Below are 23,447 nucleotides of genomic sequence, written 5' to 3' on the forward strand. Positions count from 1 at the left end.
ACGTCGCTCGCAGGATGGGGGGCGAGGACGGGCCGTCACACGCGAAACAGCTTCGCGTAACGCGCCTTGATCTCTTCACTCTGCGCCTGCACCTGGACCGGGTCGGCCTTGAGCATCTTCAGCTTGTCGAGCGGCACGTGCCCGGCCTTTTCCTTGACCTTGGCGTGGAACGAGCGGTGCGCGAACTCGTCGGCCAGCATCTGCTGGGTTTCGGCGCTGAAGAAGTAGCTCTGGAACAGCCGCGCGGCGTTCGGGTTCGGCGCGCTTTTGAACACGCCGCTCGGCACGATGATCAGCGGCGCGCCCTCGGTCGGATAGACCACCTCGACCGGCTTGCCCTGATCCTTGGCCAGCACGAGATTGTAGTCGTTACCGTCGGCCATGACCGCGCGCTCGCCGAGCAGGATCTTCTTCGGCGGATCGGCCGCCGACTGCACCTGCATCACGCGCTGCTGCGCCAGCTTTTCCAGATACGGCCAGCCGAGATCGCGCGCCAGCACGAAGGTCGCGGTCAAGATCGCACCGGAGTAGCCCGGGTGGCCCTTGACGATCTTGCCGCGCCATTTCGGATCGAGCAAATCGGCGTAGCTCTTCGGCGCCTCCTCGCGCTTCACCTGCTCGGTGTTGTAGCCGATCACCTCGAACCAGGCGCAGGATGTCGCCGACGTGCCGTCGGGATCGATCTGATCGGCCGGAAAATGCCTGGCGACGTCTTCGGACAGATAGGCCGCGAGCCAGTCATTCTTCTTCCAGTCGAGATAATGCGCGGGATCGGTCGAGTTGGCGACGTCGACGGCATGGATGCCGCTGCCTTGCTCCTGGGCGATGCGCTGGAAGATGCGTTCGGCGCCGGAGCGCTCGACACGGACGCTGATCCCCGGATATTTCTGCTCGAAGTCGCGCGCGAGACGCTCCGCCGTGTTCAGCTCGAGCGCGCTATAGAACGAGATCTTGCCTTCCTTCTTGGCGGCTGCGATCAGCTCGGGCGTCACGGCCTCAGCCGGCGGCGGCGCCGCCCGCAGCGGTTCGGCGAACACCATGCCCGCGGCAGTCGCCGCCGTCGCCTTGAGCCAGTCGCGTCTCGACCATTTGCGGTCCTGCATTCCATGCTCCCTGAATCGGGCCGTTAGCCGGCCGCGCCATTGTTGTGCAGCCACAATAGATCACGATCGATGGACCCTGTGCAGCGGTTTCATCGCCAGCTTTGGCGAAACACACGCATCCAGTTGTCGAAGGCGATCTTGCGCAGTGTCGCGTCGTCGTAGCCGTGTGCCCACAGCGCCTGGATCAGGTTCGGGAGGTGGCTTGCATCCTTCAACGGAACGGGCATGAGTGCGCCGTCGAAATCGGATCCCAGCGCAACGTGGTCGTCACCCATCCGCTCGACCAGGTAGCTGAGGTGGTCGACGACCGTCTCGATCGGGATGTCCGGATCGCGGTGCCCGTCCGGGCGCACCTCGGACACACTGAAGTTGAAGCCGATGACGCCGGCTGATGCTCTGACCGCGTCGAGCTGCCGGTCGGTCAGGTTGCGGGTCGCGGGGCAGACCGCATGCGCGCAGGCGTGGGTCGCCACGATGGGCGCGGTGCTGATTGCCACGAGATCCCAGAAGCCACGCTCGTTGAGGTGAGCCGCGTCCAGCATGATTCCGAGCTCGTTGCAGGCCTTCACCAGCGCCTTCCCCGCGTCGGTCAGACCGGGGCCGGTATCCGGGGAGCGCGGATAGGCGAACGGCACGCCGTGGCCGAAGATGTTGGGCCGGCTCCAGACCAGGCCGAGCGAACGCAGGCCGCGGGCGTAAAGCCCCGCCAGCCCGTCCAGGTCGGCGTCGATCGCTTCGGCGCCTTCGAGGTGCAGCACGATTGAGAATGCGGAGTCGCGGCGTGCTCCCTCGATCTCGTCCACGCTCCTCGCCCATCGGATGTTTCCGCCGGCGCGGGCCACCATGGTCTCGAGCGCGCTCAGCTGGGCATCGATGGTCCGGCGCGCGTAGGCCGCGTCGAGCGGCTCGGCGAGGCGCACCTCGTACCCGTCGGCGGTTCGGGTGAAATCGCCTTGGCGCGGATGTTCTGCCTTGGCGTACATCGCGAACAAGCCGCCAACCATGCCGCCTTCCCGGGCACGCGGCAGATCAGATCGAGATGACCGCCCTCGGAGCGCACCAGAAAATCCCGCCCGCCTTCCCGGTATTCAGCGAGGTGCTGAGCCGCGTCGTTATGGCCGTCGAAGATCGCAACCTTGCTGTGGTCCTGCACTGTGCTGCCTCCCCCGCGCAGCTTACGTCACACCTGTAGGATGGGTAGAGCGAAGCGAAACCCATCATGTCAGACCTTGCGCAGGGCGATGGGTTTCGCTTCGCTCTACCCATCCTACGGGGTAGGCGCATAACGCGCTAATTCTTCTCGGGCGGGTTCTCGCGCAGGAAGCGTTCGAGATCGGGCTGCACCGAGTAAGGCTGCGGGACCGGATCGCCCTGAAAGTCGACCTGAAGATCGAGGCAGCGCCGCAGCATCCGCGCCAGCTCGCTGCGCCGATAGGGCTTGGTCAGCAGCGGAATGCCGTGGCCACCGCGGCCCTGTTGCGCCGGCAGCGCGCCATCGCTGTAGCCCGAGGTGAACAGCACCCGCAGCGCCGGTCGCCCGGCCATCAGCGTCTCCGCCAATTGCCGGCCGTTCATGCTGCCGGGCATCACGATGTCGGTGAACAGGAGATCGAACGCGGTGCCACCGTTGACGATTTCCAGCGCGGCATCTGCGTTTGCCGCCGCCAGCACCTTGTAGCCGAGGCTTTCGAGTTGGCCCATCACATAGTCGCGGATCGTCGGGTCGTCCTCAACGCACAGGACGGTCTCGTTGCCGCCCCTGACCGGCAGATCGTCCTCCTCGACCGCGCGCTGCGCGGTGCCGTCCGCCTTGGGCAGATAGATCCTGAAGATGGTGCCGCGCCCCTGCTCGCTCTTGACCTCGATCCCGCCGCCGCTCTGCTTGACGAAGCCGAACACCATGCTGAGCCCGAGCCCGGTGCCCTGCCCGACCTCCTTGGTGGAGAAGAACGGATCGAAGATCTTTTCCAGATGCGACGGCGAAATTCCGGTACCGGTATCGGTCACCTCGATCACGAGATGGTCGCCGGCGCGCTCGACGCCGTGCGCCACGGCATCGGGAATCCCGAGCTGCATGTTGCGGGTCGCAAAGGTCAGCGTGCCGCCCTCAGGCATCGCATCACGCGCATTGATGGCGAGATTGACCAGCGCGGCGCCGAGCTGGCTGCGATCGACAAAAGCGAGCCAGGCGTTGCGGCCGAGCTCCGTCCTGATCTCGGTCTGCGACCCCAGCGTCTGCGACAGCAGCCGGACCACCTCGCCGATCAGGTCGTTGACGTCGGTCTCGACGGGCTGCAACGGCTGCTTGCGCGCGAATGCCAGGAGGCTCGAGGTAAGCTGCGCGCCGCGATCGGCGGCATCGCTGATCAGCTTGGCGATTGCGGCAAGCTGCGGGTCATCCTTGACGCCGTCGGCGAGGATCTCGATCGTGCCGGTGATCACGGTCAGCATGTTGTTGAAGTCGTGCGCGATGCCGCCGGTCAACCGCCCGAGCGATTCCGTCTTCTGCGCCTGGATCAGCTGCTCTTCGGCGCGCCGGCGCTGGGTGACGTCCCTGACAAAGGAATTGATGATCCAGCCATCGCCACGGCGCAGCGCATTGAGCGATACCTCGACATAGAACCGGTGGCCGTCGCGGTGCACGGACGCGGTTTCATAGCGCATGCCCATGCCGCCGGCCGCGGTCTCCTGCAGGAAGCGGGTGATGCGCTGCCGATGTGCAACCCGCAGCTCCTCCGGAAAAACCAGTTCGACCACGCGCTGGCCAACCGCCTCGGACCGCGTCCAGCCGGTCAGCGCCTCGGACTGCGGGCTCCAGTCGAGCACGATGCCGTCCTGGTCGGTCTGGACGAAGGCGTCGAGCGCGGTCCTGACGATGGCCTGCGCCATCTGCTCGCTCTCCACCAGCGCCTGATGCGCCTGACGCTCCGCGGTGACATCGCGCAGCACGATGACCGCGCCGCGCAAATTGCCGGCATCGTCGCGCAGCGGCCTGGCGTTGGCGACAAGACAAACAGCGGGTTCCGGCCGCAGCGGTTTGACGATCAGTTCGCAATCGTCGATATCCTCGCCGCGCAGCGCACGCGCCATCGGCGTCTCTGCGATCGGCATGACAGTCGTGCCGTCAGCATAATAGTTCTGGAAGTTGCGAACGCCGGTCAGGGTGTCAAAACCGGGTTCGACACGGTACAGCCGCCGCGCCGCGGCGTTGACGATCACGATCATCGCATGCTCGTCGGCGACCACCACCGGATCGCGGATGCTCTCGACGGTCTTCTCCAGCAGGTGCTGCCTGCTGCCCAATTGCGCGGACAGTTCGGCAAGCGTCGCAGCGAGCTGAGCGGCCTCATCGTCGCCACTCGGGCGTATCGAGACCGGCTCGCCGCGCGACAGCGCCTCCGCCGCCCGCACCAACTGGGCGGGCGTTCTGGACTGCGACCTCGCAATCATCTCAGCCGTCATCAACACCACCGAAACCACACCACCGGCGAGCAGAATGCCCGGCCAGGCGACGCCATGGATGAAGCCCAACGCGAGCAGGAGTGTGACGACGGGAAGCATCATCCCGGCCGCCAGTCGGCCCGACAAATTCATCCCGACCAACTCATCGTGAGCAGTTGCACCGGAAAATGGAAAAGCAAAACAATATCGGAAAGGATCGTCGGCGCCGGGGCAATATCGGGTGGCTTGCGCCTTCTTGCTTAGCCGAGTCCGGCCGCGCAATCCGCCACTTTCGTATCCGTATAAGTACGGAGAACGCCCGCCGGCACCCGCCGATGCCGGTTGAACCGCCTCCGGCGCCGGGGAGTCCAAGCCGCCGGTCCCGATTTCGGGCATCTTCGCGCGGTCGCCGGCGCGCACGAGCCGCCGGCACTCCGCAAAGTCGCTCGCCGTCTCCGGGAGGCATCGGTGCAGATCAACGTCGTCTACGACCCGAGCGTCGCGTCCGCGCCGTCAGGCTTCAAGACCGCGGTCGCCTATGTCGTCAACCTGTTCGACACCGCCTTCACCAATAACGTCACCCTCAGCATCCATGTCGGCTGGGGCGAGGTCGGCGGCTCGGCGATCGCGTCCGGTTTCCTTGGTGAAAGCGAGGAGGCAAAGGCGCCGGCCTACGACTACGCCACGATCAGGAATGCCTTGATCGCGGACGGCACCTCCAGCGCCCAACTCGCGGCCTTCGCGACCTTGCCCGCATCGGATCCGACCGGCGGTGGAACGTTCGATATCGGGCGCGCGGAAGCCAAGGCGCTCGGTCTGATCGCCGCCAACGACCCGGCCAATGACGGCTGGGTCGGCTTCGATGCCACGGCGAACTGGTCCTACGACCCGACCGCCACGCCGGGGAGCAATCAATACTATCTCGTCGGCTCGATCGAGCACGAGATCAGCGAGGTGTTGGGTCGCGACTCCCTGCTCGGCGTCAATGGCGAGCACTATGCCAATGGTTGGGGCGTCCCCGACCTGTTCCGCTTCTCGGCGCCCGGCGTCCGCGAGCTCGTACCCGGCCCCATCCATTCCACCGGCTATTTCTCGATCGACAATGGCGCAACCAGCCTCGCAAGCTGGAACAACCACGTCGCCAAGGGCGATCTCGGCGACTGGGATTCCGGCTTCGGCTCCGGCGGGGGTCCGGGCCCGTTCGGCGACGACGCCTTCAACAATGACAGCAATTCCGGCGTCATCAACGGGTTTACCCAGACCGATTTCATCCAGATGCAGACGCTCGGGTGGAATCCGTCGGCGCCGGACAACTTCGTGTTCAACGGCGAGATCTATTTCGTCGCAGCCGGCCATACCGCCAGCGACCTCGTCGTGCAGCCGGGCGGCACGCTCGACGTCGCGGGTAACGCAACCGCCGTTGCGCTTGATGGCGGCAATGCCGGGATTTACAGCGGCGGTGCAATCCACGGCATCATCGTCGATGCCGGTAGCACGTTCACCGTCGATTCCGGAGGCTCGGCCGACGGCGTGACCATCGCAGGCGGGCTGGTCGACATCATGAGCGGCGCGGTGACCGGCGGCACGCCGATCGTGTTCCACGGCACCGGCGGCACGCTCGAGATCGACGGGCACACGCCGCCGGCCAACATCATCAGCGGTTTTGCCATCGGCGACACGATCGATTTCTACGGCGTCAACATCAGCAGCAATGCCGCGATTACGCTGCTGCCCGGCAACTTGCTCGAGCTCACCGAGCACAACAAGACCTTCGACTTCCAGCTCGATCCGAACGACAATTTCGCCGGCCAGACTTTTGGTGTCGGCGGCGACGGCTTTGGCGGCACCGCGATCTTCCTGCTGCCGTCGGTGCTGTCGGTGACGACGAGCGGCACCGGCATCTCCGACGGCAATGGCGACCTCAACGCTGGGCACGCCGTGACGTTCACCCTCAACATGAGCGACGCCGTCACCGTGGACACCGCCCATGGTACGCCGACCTTGCTGCTCAACGACGGTGGTGTCGCGACCTTTACGGGCGGCAGCGGCAGCGACGCCCTGACCTTCAGCTACACGGTCGCTGCCGGCGACAACACCGCCGATCTCGCGGTATCAGGTTTCCTGCTGCACGGCGCGTCGCTGACGGACAGCTACGGCCATCATGCGAGCCTCATAGGTGCGGTGACCAATCCCGGCGGCGTCCTGCAAATCGACACCACTGCACCAGAGACATCAGGCGTCACTACGACGCCGACGACCGGCGTCGAGACGGCGGGGGCGTCCATCGCCTTGACGTTCGCTTTCAACGAAGCCGTCACCGTAACGGGCGGCACGCCCACGCTTGCGCTGAACAACGGCGCGACCGCGACCTACGACGCGGCCGCGACCGCGGCCCTGCACGATGCGACCAAGCTCGCCTTCGACTATCTCGTCTCGGGGATCGACAATCCCACCGCGACGCTTGCAGTGACAAGCCTCAACGCGAACGGCGCTGCGATCGCCGACCTTGCCGGCAACGCCGCCGACCTGTCGCATGTGAATGCGAGCTTCAACGGCCTTTCCGTCAACGACGCGCCGGCCTTCTCGGCCGACGGCTTGACCCGTCCCGAGCTGCATTTCGGCACGGCAGGCAACATCGTCCTCGATGCCACCGCGTCGAGCTTCGCGGCGGCTTACGGTTTCGAATATCTCTATCTCGGCCTGCCCGCCAGCACGCCCTACCCGCCGGTGCCCGACACCGGCAGCGGGTTTCATCTGGTCTAGGCTCGCTTGAAACACGTTCGCGGCTGACGATACCGCTGCCCAAACTGTGCGGTGCGCGGGCTAGCTACGCCGCCCGCCGCCGCTCGCGCAGGGCGTCGCCGAAGGCCTCGAACAGCGCGCGGTTGACCGGGTTGCGCTGCGGATCGTATTCGGCGTGCCACTGTACACCGAGCGCGAAGCCCGCAGCATCGGCGATGCGGATCGCCTCGATGGTGCCGTCCTCGGCGATGCCCTCAATCACGACGCGCCTGCCGGGATCGAGGATGCCCTGGCCGTGGAGCGAATTGACCCGAATGGTCTCGCAGCCGAGGATCCTTGCGAAGGCGCCGCCCGGCGTCAGCGCGACGTCGTGACGGTCGGCGAACACCACAGTGGGATCGGGATGGATCTCGCCGTTCTCCAGCCGCGGCATCCGGTGGTTCATGCGGCCCGGGATCTCGCGGATCTCCGGATGCAGCGAGCCACCGAACGCGACGTTCATCTCCTGCAGGCCGCGGCAGATGCCAAAGATCGGCACGCCGCGCGCGACGCAGGCCTCCGACAGCGCCAGCGCGACGTCGTCGCGGTGGATGTCGTAGGGCTCGTGAGCCGCGCAAGGTTCGGTGTTGAAGCGGGTCGGATGAACGTTGGCGCGGGCCCCGGTCAGCACCACGCCGTCGACCACGTCGAGCAAGGCACCGACGTCGGTGATTTCGGGGCTGCCCGCGAACATCAAGGGCACGGCGCCCGACACCTCGGCAACCGCGCGAAGGTTGCGCTCTCCGACCATCTGGACTGTGAAACGATTTTCAATGCGATGGGCGTTTCCGATCACGCCGACCACGGGCCGTCTCATTATTGAAGTCTCGCGCAATGATTATTCTAAGTTTGCGACTTTGCGGAGACGATCATGCCTTCGAGTCCCCCCCGGATCAACTGCCTATATCTGCACAGGGGACCTTGCAGTCCTGCACAGATTCGCAGCCCTCGGGGCCCCAAATCCGGCCTGGCGCCCCACGGTCGCGCCCGGACCACGGCGCATCAGCGGCAAACCGGCACGGTCCGCCCAGCTTGATCCCGGCGGGATTTTCGCCAAAGACTGCCGGACACCGTCGCGAAGGGGGAATCACCCGTGACAGACCCGGCTGACAATCGCCTGCAAGCCCGCAACGACATGGCGTGGGCGATCGCCGTCGGCGGCATCGGCATCGTGCTGTTCGCCGCCCTGTTGACCTTCGCTTGGCAGTTCGCTGCGACCCTGTTCCTGCTGTTCGCGGGCATGCTGCTCGGGGTCGCCCTCAATGCCATGACCACCCTGCTCGGCCGGCTGACCGCGCTGCCTCACGCGTTGCGGCTTGCTATCGTCTGCCTGGCGATGGCCGGGCTACTGTCCGGCATCGTGTTCCTCGGCGGCACCACGATCGCGCAGCAGGCCACGGTGCTGAGCAACACGATCAAATCGCAGCTCGGCAACGTCAAGGAGTTCCTCGAGCAGCGCGGCGTCGATACCAGCTATCTCGACTTCACCAATGCCGCCGGCGAGGCGAAGGGCGAAGGCTCCGCCGTGACGACGACGACAGCGACGCCGGCAGCGCCGCAGTCGCATGGCATCCCCGGCGCCGGCGCGCTGGCCTCGAGCGGCGGCGCGATCATCAGTCAGACGTTGAAGGTGCTGCTCGGCACCGTCAGCGTCGTCGGCAATTTCTTCATCGTGCTGTTCCTCGGGCTCGCCTTTGCGGCCCAGCCGAGCATTTACCGTGCCGGACTGCTGTTCATCGCGCCGGCCAAATACCGCGCGCAGGCGACCGTCATCGTCGACCGCATCGGCGAGACGCTGGAACGCTGGCTGATCGCGCAGATCATCACCATGGCCGCGGTGTTCCTCGTCACCTGGATCGGGCTCGCCATCATCGGGATTCCGAGCTCGTTCATTCTCGGCATCCAGGCCGGCCTGCTCGCTTTCATCCCGACGGTCGGCGCGATCCTGGGCGGGCTGATCGTGGTGCTGGCGAGCCTCGCGAGCGGGTGGATCGCGGCGCTGTCGGCTTTCATTCTGTTCCTCGGCGTCCACGCGCTGGAAAGCTACGTGCTGACGCCGATCATCCAGCGCCAGGCGCTCGATATCCCGCCGGCAACGCTGTTCGCGTTCCAGATCCTGCTCGGCGTCGTGTTCGGCATCTGGGGGCTCGCGCTGGCGCTGCCGCTGATGGCGATCGCCAAGGTGATGATCGACCATTTCAAGGCGGAGGATCCGGCACCCGCGCAGACGCCCGCTCTGTCGAACGTGCCGCAGGTCAGTTGAATAGCAGGACCGTACCGACGACCATCAGCATCACGCCGACCAGCATCGCGATCGGCCAGCGGCGCTTCGGCGGTTGGTATCGCCCTTGCGCGCGGCGTTCGGCGATCAGCGCGGTCTCGTATTCGTCGGAGTCCGAGAACAGGCAGGCGAAGCCGCCGCGCGCTGAAGCCGCGTCGGCTTCGAGCGACATCAGGGCTGAATGCGGGTTGCGTGTGCGGATCGACTCCATGCCCGAAGCATGGGATCGAATGGTTAACCAGTCGTTACCACACTCACGCGCGGGCGGGCGCCGGCTTTTGCCGTGCCGATGCCGGCAGGCCCGCGGTCTTGCGCCGCCAGTTCTCCAGCGACAGCGGCAATTCCTCCGCTGCCTCGACGCGGTTGCGGCCGCCGCGCTTGGCCTGATAGAGCGCCGTGTCGGCCGAGGCCAAGAGCACCTCGAGCTCGGTCCCGGCGGGTCCACCGGCCACGCCGATGCTGACCGTGGTGTCGACCGCGCCGTCTTCACAGGTGATGTTGCTGTTCTCGAACGCCTCGCGCACGCGCTCGGCAACCAAGACGCCCTCTTCCAGCGAGCACGGCAGCAGCGCCGCGAATTCCTCGCCGCCGATCCGGCCCGACAGATCGCTGATCCTGAGGCTGTTGACCACCACGGCGGAGAACAGCTTCAGGATCTCGTCACCGGCGGGATGGCCAAACCGGTCGTTGATAGACTTGAAGTGATCAAGGTCGAAGATCATCACGGTGACCGGCCGGCCGGCCGTGGCCTCCCGCTCGATCACCCGCGTGCAGGCCTCGGTGAAGCCGCGGCGGTTGAGCATGCCGCTCAACGGATCGATCGACGCGGCCGTCTTGTGCACGGCGACCGCGCGGTCCGACACCATCATGAAGATCACGAACACGGTGCCGATCGCGTACAGCACGAGTTCGATCGAGAACAGCGTGACCCAGAAGCTGCTGACGAAATTCTGGCCGTTCAGCCGCAGCACGTCGCCGACCAGTATCGGCAGCATCAGGACACAGCCATGTGCGACCGGGATCGCGATCGCAATCCAGCGCCTCTGCATCGCGCGGCGGCGCTCGCTCCAGAGTTCGGAGGCGGTCAGCGCCGCGTAGATCGCGACGATCCCGGCGCCGATGGTCAGGCGCATCGCCGGATCCGCGATTGACGTCGCGGCACCGATCCACGCGATCGGGCCGAGCACGAGACCCGGCAGGTTGGCCTTGCGGCCGTGGAAGATACGCGCGGCATTCCAGACCATGCCGCAGGCAGCGAAGCCGATCGCATTGAGGCCCAGCAGAACCATCGGATCGAGCGTCGAGCTGCCGACCGTCCACAGCGCGACGGAGGCCGCACCGAGCAGATAGGCGGTGCCCCACCATTTCAGCGCGGAAATGTTCTCCTGCCTGCCGAACAACCAGAGCATGGCGCCGAGCATGCCCGCGACCATGGTGGCGAACAGATAAAGCGTCGATGGATCGAACGACATAGAGTCACCCCAGCCCGGTGATGCAACGTTCGCAGGCGCAAATAATACGGTGATGCAGCGCCAGTGCGAGCCCGCAAGCTAGAAGGCCCGAGTTCCAATTTCGTTTGCACGCACACGCAAGTTTTCATGAAAAACTGCGCTAATTCGCGTCGAAGCACGCGCGGTTGGGCGCAGCAAAAAGGGCGCCTCGCGGCGCCCTCTGCAACTCGATGCTCGCGGCAATTGCCGCGAATTTGAGAACTCGAATTAGCGCTTCGAGAACTGGAAGGACTTGCGGGCCTTGGCCTTGCCGTACTTCTTGCGCTCGACCGTGCGGCTATCGCGGGTCAGGAATCCGCCCTTCTTGAGGACGCTGCGCAGCTCGGGCTCGAAGTTGGTCAGCGCCTTCGAGATACCGTGGCGGACAGCACCGGCCTGGCCGGACAGACCGCCGCCGGCGACGGTGCAGATCACGTCGTACTGGCCGTTACGGGCGGCAGCGACCAGCGGCTGCTGGATCATCATGCGCAGCACCGGACGGGCGAAGTAGACTTCGATATCGCGGGTGTTGACTGAGATCTTGCCGGCGCCCGGCTTGATCCAGACACGGGCGACCGCGTCCTTGCGCTTGCCGGTGGCGTAGGCGCGGTTGAACTTGTCGATCTTCTTGACGTACTTCGGCGCGTCGGGAGCCGCCGGCTTGACCTGCGACAGTTGGTCGAGGGACTGCAAAGTATCGGACATTATGCGGCCCTCGTGTTCTTGCGATTCAGGGAAGCGATATCGACCTTCTCGGGGCTCTGGGCCTCATGCGGGTGCTCGGCACCCGGATAGACGCGCAGATTGCCCATCTGCATGCGGCCGAGCGGACCGCGCGGGATCATGCGCTCGATCGCCTTCTCGACGACGCGCTCGGGGAAGCGACCCTCGAGGATCTGCTTCGCGGTGCGCTCCTTGATGCCACCGATGAAGCCGGTGTGCTTGTAGTAGACCTTCTGGTCGCGCTTGCGACCGGTCAGCACCACATGCGCGGCGTTGACGATGATGACGTTGTCGCCGCAATCGACATGCGGGGTGTAGGTGGGCAGATGTTTGCCGCGCAGGCGCATCGCGACGAGCGTGGCGAGACGACCGACGACCAGACCCTTGGCGTCGATCACAACCCACTTCTTCGTCACTTCGGCGGGCTTGGCCGAGAACGTGCTCATGTGTGAAATCCGTGAAAAGGAAATCGGCGCCGAATGCGCCGAACTGCGTGGGTTTCTAGAGAAGCCGCGGGCGCGCGTCAACGTCGGCGCACGCGATTTAGATCAGCGAAAACAACAACTTGTAAATATGGTGCAATAATACCGCGAAAAAGCCTATTGATTTGGAATGGAATAGGTCGCCGTGACATGGGCGATCGGATCCGGAGAGGTGCCGGACAGCAGGTTCACCTCACCGACCGCAAGCCGCTTGCCGAGCTTGAGCAGCTTGGCGACCGCGAGCACGTCCTGGCCCGGCTGGCCCTTGCGCAGGAAGTTGATGTTGAGGTTGGTTGTGACGGCAAGGCCGATCGGCCCGATCGCCGACAACAGCACCACATACATCGCAAAATCCGCCAGCCCCATCAGGGTCGGTCCGGACACCGTACCGCCCGGCCGCAGCATGCGCTCGCTGTAGCGCTGGCGCAGCAAGGCCGTCTCGCCGTCGGCGCTCTCGATCCTGATGTCGTCGTGGGTGAATGCCTGCGGAAATTCCTTGCGCAGGAACTCCTCCAGATCAGCCACGCTCATTTTCGCAATCGCCATGCCGCCCCTGCCCTCGCTTCAGCCTGCCTGTTACATTAAGTTGTCATAGAGACCAAAGTGGAATTTCACCATGTCCGCCCAAGCCGCCCGCGCGGAAGCGCCGCAACACCAGCCGATCCTGCTGCGCGAGACCGTCGGCAGTATCGCGCTACTGACGCTCAATCGCCCTGCGGCGCGCAACAGCCTCTCGGAGGGCCTGATCGGCGAGCTGCACGCGGCGCTGAACGATATCGGCGCTGACAAGAGCATTCGTGCCGTCGTGCTCGCCGCTAACGGCCCGGCCTTCTGCGCCGGCCACGACCTCAAGGAGCTCACCGCGCGCCGCACCGACGCCGACCGCGGCCGCGCCTATTTCGCAGAGATCATGAACGCCTGCAGCGCGATGATGCAGGCGATCGTGCATTTGCCGAAGCCGGTGGTGGCGTCTGTCCAGGGCATCGCCACCGCGGCGGGCTGCCAGCTCGTCGCGAGCTGCGACCTCGCCGTCGCCTCCGAAGCGGCGGCGTTTGCGACGCCAGGCGTCGATATCGGGCTGTTCTGCTCGACGCCGATGGTGGCGCTGTCGCGCAACGTACCGCGCAAGCAGGCGATGGAGATGCTGCTGACCGGTGAACCCGTCTCCGCGGCAACGGCGCAGAGCATCGGCCTCGTCAATCGCGTGGCGCCGGCTGGCACCGAACGCGACGCGGCGATTGCGCTGGCGCAAAAGGTCGCGCTGAAATCGGCCTACACCGTCAAGCTCGGCAAGGAAGCGTTCTATCGCCAGGCCGAAATGAGCCTCGCGGAGGCCTATCGCTTCGCGGCCGAGGTGATGACCGAGAACATGATGGCGCGCGACGCCGAGGAAGGCATCGGCGCCTTCATCGAGAAGCGCGACCCGAAGTGGCAGGATAAATAGTCTCCCCGTCATTGCGAGCGAAGCGAGTCAATCCATCGCACCACAAGGAAGCATGGATTGCTTCGTCGCTTCGCTCCTCGCTATGACGCAATTGAAAAAGACGAACGATGAACCACGACGCCTACGACGACAACTACATCCGCAGCATCCTGAGCAACGTCAAATCGATCGCGATGGTCGGCGCCTCGCCGGTCAATGTGCGGCCGAGCTATTTCGCGTTCAAATATCTGGCGCAGCGCGGCTACGACATGATCCCGGTCAACCCCGGCCATGTCGGCAAGACGTTGATGGACAAGCCGTTCGTCGCATCGCTGGCGGACATCGATCGCCCGATCGACATGATCGACATCTTCCGCAATTCGAGCCACATCATGCCGGTCGTCGAGGAGGCGCTGAAATTGTCCCCGCTGCCGAAGGTGATCTGGATGCAGCTCGGCGCACGCGACGATGCGGCCGCCGAGAAGGCGGAAGCCGCGGGCCTCAAGGTGGTGATGAACCGCTGTCCGAAGATCGAGTATGGACGGCTGTCGTCGGAGATCTCCTGGATGGGCGTCAATTCGCGCACGCTAAGCTCCAAACGTGCGCCGATCCCGACACAGGGCATGCGGCTGTCGCTCAACCGGACGAGCTTCGGCGGCGGCCAGACTGCGGCATCCGACCGCGCGGCAAAAAACAAGACCGAGACGACCTGACGTCGCAGCGGAATAATCGCTCCGATCATCCGGTATAGCCCGGAATGCCCCTCCCCAGACCGACGGCGTGCCCAACTCGCTTGACGGCGGACGCCGCCGCCATCAGCATGCCGCGCGTTTCGACCAGGCCACAACAGGACACAAAGAATGACCGATCGCCTTCCGGGATTTTCCACCCTCGCCGTGCACGCCGGCGCACAGCCTGATCCCACCACCGGCGCGCGGGCGACGCCGATCTACCAGACCACGTCATTCGTCTTCAACGACGCCGATCATGCGGCTTCGCTGTTCGGCCTGCAGGCCTTCGGCAACATCTATACCCGCATCGGCAACCCGACCAACGCGGTGCTCGAGGAACGCGTCGCAGCGCTCGAGGGCGGCACGGCAGCGCTCGCGGTTGCCTCCGGCCACGCCGCGCAGCTCGTGGTGTTGCAACAACTGCTCCGGCCCGGCGACGAAATTATCGCCGCGCGAAAACTCTATGGCGGCTCGATCAACCAGTTCACCCACGCCTTCAAGGCGTTCGGCTGGAACGTGGCCTGGGCCGATCCCGACGAGATCGAAAGCTTCGAGCGTGCGGTGACGCCGCACACCAAGGCGATCTTCATCGAGTCGATCGCCAATCCGGCCGGCAGCATCACCGACATCGAAGCGATCGCAGCCGTCGCGCGCAAGGCCGGCGTGCCGCTGATCGTCGACAACACGCTGGCCTCGCCGTACCTGATCAAGCCGATCGACCACGGTGCGGATATCGTCGTGCACTCCCTGACCAAGTTCCTCGGCGGTCACGGCAACTCGCTCGGCGGCATCATCGTCGACGCCGGCACCTTCGACTGGTCGAAGGACAACAAATATCCGATGCTGAGCGAGCCGCGCCCGGAATATCACGGCATCCGGATCCAGGAGACCTTTGGCAATTTCGCCTTCGCGATCGCCTGCCGGGTGCTCGGCCTGCGCGACCTCGGCCCCGCGCTGTCGCCGTTCAACGCCTTCATGATCCTGACCGGCATCGAGACGCTGCCGCTGCGCATGCAGAAGCACTGCGACAATGCCAAGGCGGTGGCGGAATTCCTCTCCACCCACCCGGCCGTGTCAGCGGTGAACTACGCCGGCCTGCCCGGCGACAGGTACAACGCCCTGCAGCGCAAATACGCGCCGAAGGGCGCCGGCGCGGTGTTCACCTTCAGCCTCAAGGGCGGCTACGACGCGGGCGTCAACCTGGTGTCGAATCTGAGGCTGTTCTCGCACCTGGCCAATGTCGGCGACACCCGCTCGCTGGTGATCCATCCGGCCTCCACCACCCACAGCCAGCTCGACGACGCCGCCAAGGTGAAGTCGGGCGCCGCGCCCGAGGTGGTGCGGCTGTCGATCGGCATCGAGGACAAGGAAGACCTGATCGCGGACCTCGACCAGGCGCTGCGCGCCTGATCCCGCTATGGTTCCGGAGCGATGCGCCCGCATCGCTCCGGCAACCTTGCCCAAACGGCCGTCTCGTTAACGCTTAATATCGACGGGTCTCTCGTTAACGCTCAATCCGGCATAAAGTGGCAGTGATAGGCTCCGGATGATTCGGGAGACCATTGATGCTGCGCTGGATATTGCCGCTCGCGATCGCGCTGTTTGCGATTTCGCCTGCTGACGCCGCCGACGGCCCTGTCGTCACCAAACGCGCCACCGTCAAGGCCGCACGCCAGCTGCCGGCCGGCCTGCCGCGCCGGCACTACGCCTACCGCACCACCATCACGTCACCGACCTATGTGCGGCGCGGACGACAGCTCGTGGTCGTCGAGCCCAAGGTGATCCCGCTCAATTCACAGCCGTACATCCCGATTGTACGGGGCGAGCCGCTGCTGCCGGGATCGTCGTCGCTGCCCGGCTATTACGGCAATGCCCGCTCCTACAGCTATCTCGGCCCGTACTACGGCGGCGCCTATGTCGACTACTGGGACCGCCTGCCCTACGCCTGCGGCGTCTACGGCTACTGCTAGCCCGGGACGCGCGCGTGGCCAGATCGCCGCAGAAGAAAACCAGCGCACCGGCTTCGGGCAACGCTGTCACCGCCGACCTCGTCGCGGTGCTGGTCGCCGTGACCGACGGCACACCGAAGATCATGACCATCGCCGGCGGCTCCGCGCTGCCGAGCGGCCCGTTCGAGTTCACCCACCGCTCGCTGCAGACCGCGCTGCGCGCCTGGGTCGAGGCGCAGACCGGCCATCCGCTCGGCTATGTCGAACAGCTCTACACCTTTGCCGACCGCGGCCGGTCGGGCGACGCCAGCACGCCGCATAGCGTCTCGATCAGCTATCTCGGCCTGACCCGCGAGGACCAGGTCGGCGAAGGCTTTGAGGCGCATTGGTCCGGCTGGTACGACTATTTCCCCTGGGAGGATCATCGCGCCGGCACGCCGGTCTGCCTTGCGAAGATGATCGCGCCGAAGCTGAAGACGTGGGCGAAGGCGGCCCCGTCACCAACGCTGCAGCGCGAGCGCTGGCAGCGCTGCGCGATCACCTTCGGCCTCGAGGATCGCGGCTGGAACGAGGAACTGGTGTTGCAGCGCTACGAGCTGCTGTACGAGGCGTTGCTGATTCCGGAAGCCGGGCGCGCGCACGACCGCGAGGCGCCCGTCGTTCCGGGCAAGCCGATGACAGCGGATCATCGCCGCATCCTCGCCACCGGGATCGCGCGGCTGCGCGCCAAGATCAAATACCGTCCGGTGGTATTCGAATTGATGCCGGCCGAGTTCACCCTGCTGCAACTGCAACGCAGTGTTGAGGCACTCGCAGGCCGGCTGGTCCACAAGCAGAACTTCCGCCGGCTCATGGAACAGCAGGAACTCGTTGAAGAGACTGGCGCAATGGCCGCCGATACCGTCGGACGGCCGGCCAAGCTGTTCCGCTTCCGCCATGCCGTCTTGGCCGAACGGGCCGTCGTCGGCACCAAGCTTCCGCTTTCGCGCACTTGACACGCCTTATGCTCAGGATAAGTATAAGCCATCTTATGCTCAAGGAGAGTATAAATGGTTGCACTCGATACCGATCTGCTCACCCGCACCGCGCCGATCTATGAGCGCGTCAAGCGCGTCATCCCACCGTTCGAATGGGCCACCTTCGCCGAGGACGTCGATGCGATCCTCGACCTGAAACGCCGCCGCAACGCGGTGGTGCTGGCGCACAACTACCAGACGCCGGAGATCTTCCACGGCGTCGCCGATATCGTCGGCGACAGCCTCCTGCTCGCGCGTGAAGCGACCAAGGTCGACGCCGATGTCATCGTGCTCGCCGGCGTGCACTTCATGGCCGAGACGGCGAAGCTCTTGAACCCGGCCAAGACCGTGTTGATCCCCGACCTCAAGGCCGGCTGCTCGCTGGCGGATTCCATCACGGCACAGGACGTGCGGCTGATGCGAGCGCGCTATCCGGACGCGCCTGTTATCGCCTATGTCAACACCTCGACCGCGGTGAAGGCCGAGTCCGACATCTGCTGCACGTCAGGCAATGCGCTCAAGGTGGTGGAATCGCTCGGCGCGGAGCGCGTCATCATGCTGCCGGATGAATATCTGGCGCAGAACATCGCCAAGCAGACCAGCAAGAAGATCATCGCCTGGAAGGGTCACTGCGAGGTGCACGAGCTGTTCACCGCCGACGACGTGCGCCAGCTGCGTGAAAATTATCCCGACGTCACCATCCTGGCGCATCCGGAATGCCCGCCCGAGGTGGTCGCCGAAGCGGACTTTTCGGGGTCGACGGCAGCGATGCAGTCGTTCGTCGAGACCAAACGTCCGCCGCGCGTCGTGCTGCTGACGGAGTGTTCGATGAGCGACAACATCGCGGCCCGCAATCCCGATGTCGACTTCGTCCGGCCCTGCAATCTCTGTCCGCACATGAAGCGGATCACGCTGAAGAACATCCGCCACGCGCTGGAGACCAATCAGCACGAGGTCACGATCGATCCCGCGATCGCCGATCGTGCGCGCAGGAGCGTCGAAAGGATGCTGGCGATATGAGTACCGATATTTCCGATCTCAACGGCCGTCCGGTGATCATCGGCGGCGGCGCCGCCGGGCTGATGACGGCGCTGCAGCTCGCGCCCGAGCCGGTCGTGCTGCTATCGAAATCGCCGCTCGGCGCGGAAGCCTCCAGCATGTGGGCGCAAGGTGGCCTCGCTGCGCCGGTCGGCGCGGATGACACCCCTGCCCTCCATCTCGCCGACACGCTCGCGGCCGGCGCCGGCCTTTGCGATGCGGCCGCAGCATCCCGGATCGTCCACGCCGCGCCTGCCGCCGTGGAGCATCTGGCCGAACTCGGCGTCGCCTTCGACCGGCGCGCTGACGGCAGCTGGCGTCTCGGGCTCGAGGCGGCGCACGGCCGCAATCGCATCGTGCACGCCACCGGCGACGGCACCGGCCGCGAAATCATGCGCGCGCTGATTGCCGCGGTCCGCAAGACACCATCGATCACCTTGCTGGAAGGCGTCGAAGCGCGGCGGTTGCTGGTCGAGGACAATGCGGTCAGCGGCGTGCTCGCGGCCAGCGACCGCGGCGCGCTCACGATCGCGACCAACCGCGTCGTGATCGCGACCGGCGGCATCGGCGGGCTGTTTTCAGACAGCACCAATCCGGGCGGATGTTTCGGCCAGGGGCTCGCGCTCGCGGCCCATGCCGGCGCAAAACTGTCGGACCTCGAATTCGTCCAGTTTCATCCGACTGCCTTCGACGGACCGTCACGGCCGATGCCGCTGCTGACCGAGGCGATCCGCGGCGACGGCGCGACCCTGATCGACGAGACCGGCCACCGCTTCATGGCCGATCAGCTCGGCGCCGAGCTGGCGCCACGTGACATCGTCGCGCGCGCGGTCTGGCGCCACCGCGCCGCGGGACATCGCACCTTCCTCGATGCGCGCAAGCATCCGGGCGCGGACTTCGCGCAGCGCTATCCCGTGATCAGCGCGTTCTGCAAGATGGCCGGCATCGATCCCGCCACGGATCCGATCCCGATCCGGCCAGCGGTGCACTACCACATGGGCGGCATCGCCGTTGACGGCCATGGCCGCAGCACGGTGCAGGGCCTGTGGGCCTGCGGCGAGGCCGCGCGCACCGGGCTGCACGGCGCCAACCGGCTCGCCAGCAACTCGCTGATGGAAGCGATCGTCTGCGCGCGCTGGGTCGCCGAAAGTATCGAAGGCGTCAGCGCAGGTCCGCGCGCGATGCTGAGCGACGACACGATGCCGCCCGCCGCCGATCCCTCTACCGTACGTCCGATCCTGACCCAGGGGCTCGGCGTGCTGCGCGACCACGACGGGATCGCCCGCGCGATCCGGAGCCTCTATCCGCTCGCGCGCGGCCAGAGCGCGGCGTCCGACGCAGCATTGGTCGGACTGATGATCGCGGTTGCCGCCATCAGGCGCGAGGAAAGCCGTGGCGGTCATTTCCGCACCGATTTCCCTCACACCGCTTTGTCGGCGGCGCCGTCTTCCCTCACCCGTGCCGAGGCGCTCGCCGCCGCGCACGACATCGTTGAATCCAAGCTACCAGCCAGGAGTGCCCGCTCATGACCCTCAATCCCCTGTTGCCGCTGCTGTATGAGCCGATCGTGCAAACCGCCTTGCGCGAGGATCTCGGCCGCGCCGGCGATATCACAGCAGACGCCATCGTGCCGGCCAGCCAGCAGGCCCGGCTGGTGATGCGGGCGCGGCAGCCCGGCGTGATCGCCGGGCTCGACGTCGCGCGGTCAGCCTTCCAGACGGTGTCGCCGGCGATCGAGCTGCGCGCCGAGCGGCCCGACGGCAGCGCGGTCGAACCCGACCAGGTCATCGCGATCATCGATGGCCCGGCCCGCAGCCTGCTCACCGCCGAGCGCACCGCGCTCAACTTTCTCTGCCATCTGAGCGGCGTCGCGACCGCGACTGCCACGCTCGTCAAGGCCGTCGCCGGCACCCGCGCGCAGATCGTCTGCACCCGCAAGACCACACCCGGACTGCGCGCGCTGGAGAAGTACGCGGTCCGCGCCGGCGGCGGTGGCAATCACCGCTTCGGTCTCGACGACGCCGTGCTGATCAAGGACAACCACATCGCGCTCGCCGGCGGCATCCGCACCGCGGTCGAACGCGCCAAGGCCAATACCGGCCATCTCGTGAAGATCGAGGTGGAGGTCGACACGCTGACGCAGCTCGAAGAGGTGCTAGCGCTCGGCGTCGACGCGGTCCTGCTCGACAACATGACGACCGAGCAGCTCGGTCAGGCGGTGGCAATGGCCCGCGGCAAGGCGATCACCGAAGCCTCCGGCCGCATCACGGCTACGACCGCCGCGGCGATTGCTGCCACCGGCGTCGATTTGATCTCGGCCGGCTGGATAACCCACAGCTCGGCCGCGCTCGATATCGGGCTCGACTATCTGTCCTGATGGACTAGAGGGATTGGCCGACCGGAACGAGGGTCGGCTGGTCCCGTTCGGTTCGCCGCGCGGCAAAGCGCTCGGCTTGCAACACCGCGAGCGTCAGCACAACGATCGAGATTGCCTGGTGGGTCAGCGCCAGATCGATCGGCACCTGATGCAGCAGTGTCAGGATGCCGAGCGTCGCCTGCAGCGTGATCGCCGCCACCAGCCACCATGCGCCCGCTATCACCGCACTTCCGGCGCGCGCACGCACGGCATCGATCGCATGCGCGATCGCCAGCGCGAACAGCAGGTAAGCTGTCATGCGATGCTCGAACTGCACGGTCAGCGTGTTGTCGAACAGATTGCGCCACCACGGCGTCTCGAACCACAGCCGGTCAGCCGACGGAATCAAGCCACCATCGATCTCGGGCCAGGTGTTGTAGACCCGGCCCGCGCGCAGGCCCGCGACCAGCGCGCCGAAATAGAGCTGAACGAAGGTCAGCACGAGCAGCACCGCGCTCGTGATCTTCAGCCTGAGCGGTGCGATCACGGATGGGCGGTCCGTCAAGCGCCGCAGCGTCCAGACGATCGCCGCGAAGATCAGGAGCGCCAGCACCAGATGCGTCGCCAGCCGATATTGCGACACCTCGACGCGCTCCGAGAGGCCGGACGCCACCATCCACCAGCCGACGCCGCCCTGCAGCGCACCGAGACCGAAGATCACCCACAGCCGCCGGCCGAGCTCGCCGCTCACCGCGCCGCGCCACAGGAAGTACAGGAACGGCAGCAGATAGGCGGCGCCGATCACCCGGCCGAGCAGCCGGTGGCTCCACTCCCACCAGAAGATCGTCTTGAACTGCTCGAGCGTCATCCCGGCGTTGAGCTCGCGATATTGCGGGATGGTCTTGTAGCCCTCGAAGGCCTTCGTCCATTGCACCTCGGTCAGCGGCGGCAGCGCGCCGGTCACCGGCTTCCATTCGACGATCGACAGGCCGGACTCGGTGAGCCGCGTGGCGCCGCCGACCAGCACCATCAGCGCGATCAGGGCGGCGACCGCGATCAGCCAGACCCTGACGGCGCGGAGCTGCGATGGTTGTGCGGAAATACCGGCCATTTCGCCCTGACTTGATTGGATTTTCGGGCCCCTTATAGTCCGGCCCGCAAGCGGCGCAAGCGCCGCCTGAGGCCTCGTTCCGATCGGTTGGAACGCGGCCTCAGCAATCTTTGTTTTGACGCGTTTTCTTTGCGCGAACCGGTGTCCGCTTCGCTCGAAAACGCTCTGGATCACGAGTCATACATATCCGCCATGGCCATACGCACCCGCAAATTGCTCGGAACCATCGCCCTGCTGATCCTGGTCGTGGTGTGGTCGCTGCTTGGCATGACGATCGCCCAAACCCCGTGGCTTGCCAATTCGGGGCTGCTGCAGGCGATCTTCTACGTCGTCGCGGGCCTCGGCTGGGTGCTGCCGGCGATGCCGATCGTCTCCTGGATGTCGCGGCCCGACCGCGCCTAGATCGCGCCCTCGCCGCGCGCATGCCGCGTTGGCCGAACCGGTGCGAACATCACGCCCGAGAGCAGCACGCGCATCATCCGCAGCGACCGCACGCGGCCGTCCCACGCGATGCGCGGCAGTGCGTGGAGATTGGTGCGCCCCTGCGCCTCGACCACGCCTGCTATGGTCGACACTGCGCTGGCGAAGCCGGCCTCCTCGGCCATCACAACATGCGGACGGCGGAACGCGTCGCGGTCCCCGAAGGGGAATGCGAAATGCTTGATCGGCCGCCGCAGCGCGCTCTCGGCGACCGCCTTTCCCATCGCCATCTCGCGCTGCGCGTCGGCGTCCCTGAGGCTCGACAGGACGGAATAGTTCACCGTCGCGCTGCCAAAGGTCACGTTCGGATCCGCCGCAAGCTTCGCCAGATCCTGCCAGTCGAGCGACGCGCCGCGTGACAATTGCGCCGCATCGGCCGAATAGCGCCGGCCGAGATCGTTCACCGCATAGGACAGATCAGACGGCGACAGCTTGCGCAGCCAGCCGGACAGGAAATCGAACAGCTCGAATTTGTCCGACAGGCTCGTGACCACGAAGTGCCGTTCCCTACCGTCGATCATCAGGCTGATGCGGCTCTCGCGCGCGATGATGTCCTCGAGCACCAGCCACCATGCCGTGCCCACGCCGTCCGGGAAAGCTGTCGGCAGATAGAGGGCAAAGGGGACGCGGTGCCTGGCGAGCACGGGATAGCCGTGCGTGACGAAGTCCTTGGTCGCACCATCGAAGCTCACGCAGGCAAAGCGGCGGCGCTCCGGCAGGGTCACCGCGCGGCGGCAGGCCTCGTCGATCCCGACGATGTCGTACTTCCAGCGCTTCAGCGCGCGGATGGTGCGATCGAGGAAGGCAGGCGTGATCTCCTGGGATTTCAGCGGCTGAAACCGGCCCCGGCGCGCGGGACGGACGCGCGCGAAGCGCAGGATCACCCCGGCGCCCCCGGCCTCGTGTTCCCGCAGCCTGAAGGCGCCGCTGAAATAGGCGAGCTCCATCCGGGCCCGCCGCAAAATCCCGTTGTCCGGCGTCAAGATCCCCGCCTCTGCCCGGCGGTTCCCACACCCCGCCGCGGCATTGTTATTACTCTTTG

22 protein-coding genes are annotated in these 23,447 nt (G+C 65.9%); 11 read left to right on the forward strand and 11 right to left on the reverse strand.

What is annotated here, in order from left to right; genetic code table 11:
* Positions 1 to 35 precede the first annotated feature (35 nt).
* From ACOIX3_RS21965 to ACOIX3_RS21975, 3 genes are all read right to left on the reverse strand, one after another.
* On the reverse strand, positions 36 to 1,103 hold the full coding sequence (locus tag ACOIX3_RS21965) for an ABC transporter substrate-binding protein (protein WP_420964244.1): 1,068 nt from the start codon (positions 1,101 to 1,103) through the stop codon (positions 36 to 38).
* Between the two features lie 89 nt (positions 1,104 to 1,192).
* Complete coding sequence (locus ACOIX3_RS21970) at positions 1,193 to 2,107, reverse strand: dipeptidase (protein WP_420964245.1); 915 nt, start codon at positions 2,105 to 2,107, stop codon at positions 1,193 to 1,195.
* Positions 2,108 to 2,393: 286 nt separating this feature from the next.
* Positions 2,394 to 4,667, reverse strand: coding sequence for a PAS domain S-box protein (locus tag ACOIX3_RS21975; RefSeq protein ID WP_420964246.1), 2,274 nt, complete (start codon positions 4,665 to 4,667; stop codon positions 2,394 to 2,396).
* Positions 4,668 to 5,012: 345 nt separating this feature from the next.
* On the opposite strand from ACOIX3_RS21975, the gene ACOIX3_RS21980 reads away from it, so the two are divergent.
* On the forward strand, positions 5,013 to 7,307 hold the full coding sequence (locus tag ACOIX3_RS21980) for an NF038122 family metalloprotease (RefSeq protein ID WP_420964247.1): 2,295 nt from the start codon (positions 5,013 to 5,015) through the stop codon (positions 7,305 to 7,307).
* A 64-nt stretch (positions 7,308 to 7,371) separates the two neighbouring features.
* Here ACOIX3_RS21980 and ACOIX3_RS21985 read toward each other — a convergent pair whose 3' ends face one another.
* The gene (locus tag ACOIX3_RS21985) at positions 7,372 to 8,142 is read right to left on the reverse strand and encodes a gamma-glutamyl-gamma-aminobutyrate hydrolase family protein (protein WP_420964248.1); all 771 of its coding nucleotides are present in this window, start codon (positions 8,140 to 8,142) and stop codon (positions 7,372 to 7,374) included.
* Positions 8,143 to 8,418: 276 nt separating this feature from the next.
* Between ACOIX3_RS21985 and ACOIX3_RS21990 the strand changes: the two genes are divergently transcribed.
* Positions 8,419 to 9,588, forward strand: coding sequence for an AI-2E family transporter (locus ACOIX3_RS21990; protein WP_420964249.1), 1,170 nt, complete (start codon positions 8,419 to 8,421; stop codon positions 9,586 to 9,588).
* On the opposite strand, the gene ACOIX3_RS21995 is transcribed toward ACOIX3_RS21990, so the two are convergent.
* The 5 genes from ACOIX3_RS21995 to ACOIX3_RS22015 all read right to left on the reverse strand — a co-directional run bounded on the left by ACOIX3_RS21995 (position 9,581) and on the right by ACOIX3_RS22015 (position 12,847).
* Positions 9,581 to 9,817: a hypothetical protein gene (locus ACOIX3_RS21995; RefSeq protein WP_420964250.1), complete on the reverse strand. Its 237-nt coding sequence runs from the start codon at positions 9,815 to 9,817 to the stop codon at positions 9,581 to 9,583. The genes ACOIX3_RS21990 and ACOIX3_RS21995 overlap by 8 nt on opposite strands.
* Before the next feature lie 43 nt (positions 9,818 to 9,860).
* On the reverse strand, positions 9,861 to 11,078 hold the full coding sequence (locus ACOIX3_RS22000; protein WP_420964251.1) for a diguanylate cyclase: 1,218 nt from the start codon (positions 11,076 to 11,078) through the stop codon (positions 9,861 to 9,863).
* Between the two features lie 246 nt (positions 11,079 to 11,324).
* Complete coding sequence (rpsI, locus tag ACOIX3_RS22005) at positions 11,325 to 11,801, reverse strand: 30S ribosomal protein S9 (protein ID WP_097673499.1); 477 nt, start codon at positions 11,799 to 11,801, stop codon at positions 11,325 to 11,327.
* On the reverse strand, positions 11,801 to 12,265 hold the full coding sequence (rplM, locus tag ACOIX3_RS22010; RefSeq protein WP_050405657.1) for a 50S ribosomal protein L13: 465 nt from the start codon (positions 12,263 to 12,265) through the stop codon (positions 11,801 to 11,803). Before rplM ends, rpsI begins: the two co-directional genes overlap by 1 nt.
* Before the next feature lie 153 nt (positions 12,266 to 12,418).
* Entirely contained in the window at positions 12,419 to 12,847 is a 429-nt protein-coding gene (locus ACOIX3_RS22015) for a PaaI family thioesterase (RefSeq protein WP_342728767.1), read from the reverse strand.
* 70 nt (positions 12,848 to 12,917) lie between these two features.
* Here ACOIX3_RS22015 and ACOIX3_RS22020 point away from each other — a divergent pair, with 70 nt between their 5' ends.
* From ACOIX3_RS22020 to nadC, 8 genes are all read left to right on the forward strand, one after another.
* Positions 12,918 to 13,745, forward strand: a complete 828-nt coding sequence (locus tag ACOIX3_RS22020) for an enoyl-CoA hydratase (protein ID WP_420964252.1) — start codon at positions 12,918 to 12,920, stop codon at positions 13,743 to 13,745.
* Positions 13,746 to 13,852: 107 nt separating this feature from the next.
* Positions 13,853 to 14,437 carry a CoA-binding protein gene (locus ACOIX3_RS22025; protein WP_420964253.1) on the forward strand — a complete coding sequence of 195 codons (585 nt, stop codon included), beginning with the start codon at positions 13,853 to 13,855 and terminating at the stop codon, positions 14,435 to 14,437.
* A 147-nt stretch (positions 14,438 to 14,584) separates the two neighbouring features.
* The gene (locus ACOIX3_RS22030) at positions 14,585 to 15,865 is read left to right on the forward strand and encodes an O-acetylhomoserine aminocarboxypropyltransferase (RefSeq protein WP_420964254.1); all 1,281 of its coding nucleotides are present in this window, start codon (positions 14,585 to 14,587) and stop codon (positions 15,863 to 15,865) included.
* 155 nt (positions 15,866 to 16,020) lie between these two features.
* Positions 16,021 to 16,425, forward strand: coding sequence for a hypothetical protein (locus ACOIX3_RS22035; protein WP_420964255.1), 405 nt, complete (start codon positions 16,021 to 16,023; stop codon positions 16,423 to 16,425).
* A gap of 14 nt (positions 16,426 to 16,439) precedes the next feature.
* Positions 16,440 to 17,399 carry an NUDIX hydrolase gene (locus ACOIX3_RS22040; protein WP_420964256.1) on the forward strand — a complete coding sequence of 320 codons (960 nt, stop codon included), beginning with the start codon at positions 16,440 to 16,442 and terminating at the stop codon, positions 17,397 to 17,399.
* Positions 17,400 to 17,453: 54 nt separating this feature from the next.
* Entirely contained in the window at positions 17,454 to 18,440 is a 987-nt protein-coding gene (gene nadA / locus ACOIX3_RS22045; protein WP_420964257.1) for a quinolinate synthase NadA, read from the forward strand.
* Entirely contained in the window at positions 18,437 to 19,987 is a 1,551-nt protein-coding gene (locus ACOIX3_RS22050; RefSeq protein WP_420964258.1) for an L-aspartate oxidase, read from the forward strand. The genes nadA and ACOIX3_RS22050 overlap by 4 nt, the downstream gene beginning before the upstream one ends.
* Complete coding sequence (gene nadC, locus ACOIX3_RS22055; protein WP_420964259.1) at positions 19,984 to 20,835, forward strand: carboxylating nicotinate-nucleotide diphosphorylase; 852 nt, start codon at positions 19,984 to 19,986, stop codon at positions 20,833 to 20,835. Before ACOIX3_RS22050 ends, nadC begins: the two co-directional genes overlap by 4 nt.
* Before the next feature lie 4 nt (positions 20,836 to 20,839).
* Here nadC and ACOIX3_RS22060 read toward each other — a convergent pair whose 3' ends face one another.
* Complete coding sequence (locus tag ACOIX3_RS22060) at positions 20,840 to 21,925, reverse strand: COX15/CtaA family protein (RefSeq protein WP_420964260.1); 1,086 nt, start codon at positions 21,923 to 21,925, stop codon at positions 20,840 to 20,842.
* A gap of 192 nt (positions 21,926 to 22,117) precedes the next feature.
* Here ACOIX3_RS22060 and ACOIX3_RS22065 point away from each other — a divergent pair, with 192 nt between their 5' ends.
* Positions 22,118 to 22,327, forward strand: a complete 210-nt coding sequence (locus ACOIX3_RS22065; protein ID WP_029082837.1) for a DUF2842 domain-containing protein — start codon at positions 22,118 to 22,120, stop codon at positions 22,325 to 22,327.
* On the opposite strand, the gene ACOIX3_RS22070 is transcribed toward ACOIX3_RS22065, so the two are convergent.
* Positions 22,324 to 23,352, reverse strand: a complete 1,029-nt coding sequence (locus ACOIX3_RS22070; RefSeq protein ID WP_420971775.1) for a polysaccharide deacetylase — start codon at positions 23,350 to 23,352, stop codon at positions 22,324 to 22,326. The two genes, ACOIX3_RS22065 and ACOIX3_RS22070, sit on opposite strands and share 4 nt — an antisense overlap.
* Between the last annotated feature and the right edge of the window lie 95 nt (positions 23,353 to 23,447).

Source organism: Bradyrhizobium sp. B120 (assembly GCF_049075665.1).
Lineage (GTDB): Bacteria > Pseudomonadota > Alphaproteobacteria > Rhizobiales > Xanthobacteraceae > Bradyrhizobium.

Bases quoted from the DNA above. Each gene is read 5' to 3' on its own strand.
- ACOIX3_RS22015 (WP_342728767.1), bottom strand. From the start codon at position 12,847: ATGGCGATTGCGAAAATGAGCGTGGCTGATCTGGAGGAGTTCCTGCGC.
- nadC (WP_420964259.1), top strand. From the start codon at position 19,984: ATGACCCTCAATCCCCTGTTGCCGCTGCTGTATGAGCCGATCGTGCAA.
- ACOIX3_RS22030 (WP_420964254.1), top strand. From the start codon at position 14,585: ATGACCGATCGCCTTCCGGGATTTTCCACCCTCGCCGTGCACGCCGGC.
- ACOIX3_RS22020 (WP_420964252.1), top strand. From the start codon at position 12,918: ATGTCCGCCCAAGCCGCCCGCGCGGAAGCGCCGCAACACCAGCCGATC.
- nadA (WP_420964257.1), top strand. From the start codon at position 17,454: ATGGTTGCACTCGATACCGATCTGCTCACCCGCACCGCGCCGATCTAT.
- ACOIX3_RS21995 (WP_420964250.1), bottom strand. From the start codon at position 9,817: ATGGAGTCGATCCGCACACGCAACCCGCATTCAGCCCTGATGTCGCTC.
- ACOIX3_RS22025 (WP_420964253.1), top strand. From the start codon at position 13,853: ATGAACCACGACGCCTACGACGACAACTACATCCGCAGCATCCTGAGC.
- ACOIX3_RS21965 (WP_420964244.1), bottom strand. From the start codon at position 1,103: ATGCAGGACCGCAAATGGTCGAGACGCGACTGGCTCAAGGCGACGGCG.
- ACOIX3_RS22060 (WP_420964260.1), bottom strand. From the start codon at position 21,925: ATGGCCGGTATTTCCGCACAACCATCGCAGCTCCGCGCCGTCAGGGTC.
- rpsI (WP_097673499.1), bottom strand. From the start codon at position 11,801: ATGTCCGATACTTTGCAGTCCCTCGACCAACTGTCGCAGGTCAAGCCG.
- ACOIX3_RS21970 (WP_420964245.1), bottom strand. From the start codon at position 2,107: ATGGTTGGCGGCTTGTTCGCGATGTACGCCAAGGCAGAACATCCGCGC.
- ACOIX3_RS21975 (WP_420964246.1), bottom strand. From the start codon at position 4,667: ATGATGCTTCCCGTCGTCACACTCCTGCTCGCGTTGGGCTTCATCCAT.
- ACOIX3_RS22065 (WP_029082837.1), top strand. From the start codon at position 22,118: ATGGCCATACGCACCCGCAAATTGCTCGGAACCATCGCCCTGCTGATC.
- ACOIX3_RS22050 (WP_420964258.1), top strand. From the start codon at position 18,437: ATGAGTACCGATATTTCCGATCTCAACGGCCGTCCGGTGATCATCGGC.
- ACOIX3_RS22000 (WP_420964251.1), bottom strand. From the start codon at position 11,078: ATGTCGTTCGATCCATCGACGCTTTATCTGTTCGCCACCATGGTCGCG.
- ACOIX3_RS22035 (WP_420964255.1), top strand. From the start codon at position 16,021: ATGCTGCGCTGGATATTGCCGCTCGCGATCGCGCTGTTTGCGATTTCG.
- rplM (WP_050405657.1), bottom strand. From the start codon at position 12,265: ATGAGCACGTTCTCGGCCAAGCCCGCCGAAGTGACGAAGAAGTGGGTT.
- ACOIX3_RS21985 (WP_420964248.1), bottom strand. From the start codon at position 8,142: ATGAGACGGCCCGTGGTCGGCGTGATCGGAAACGCCCATCGCATTGAA.
- ACOIX3_RS22070 (WP_420971775.1), bottom strand. From the start codon at position 23,352: ATGGAGCTCGCCTATTTCAGCGGCGCCTTCAGGCTGCGGGAACACGAG.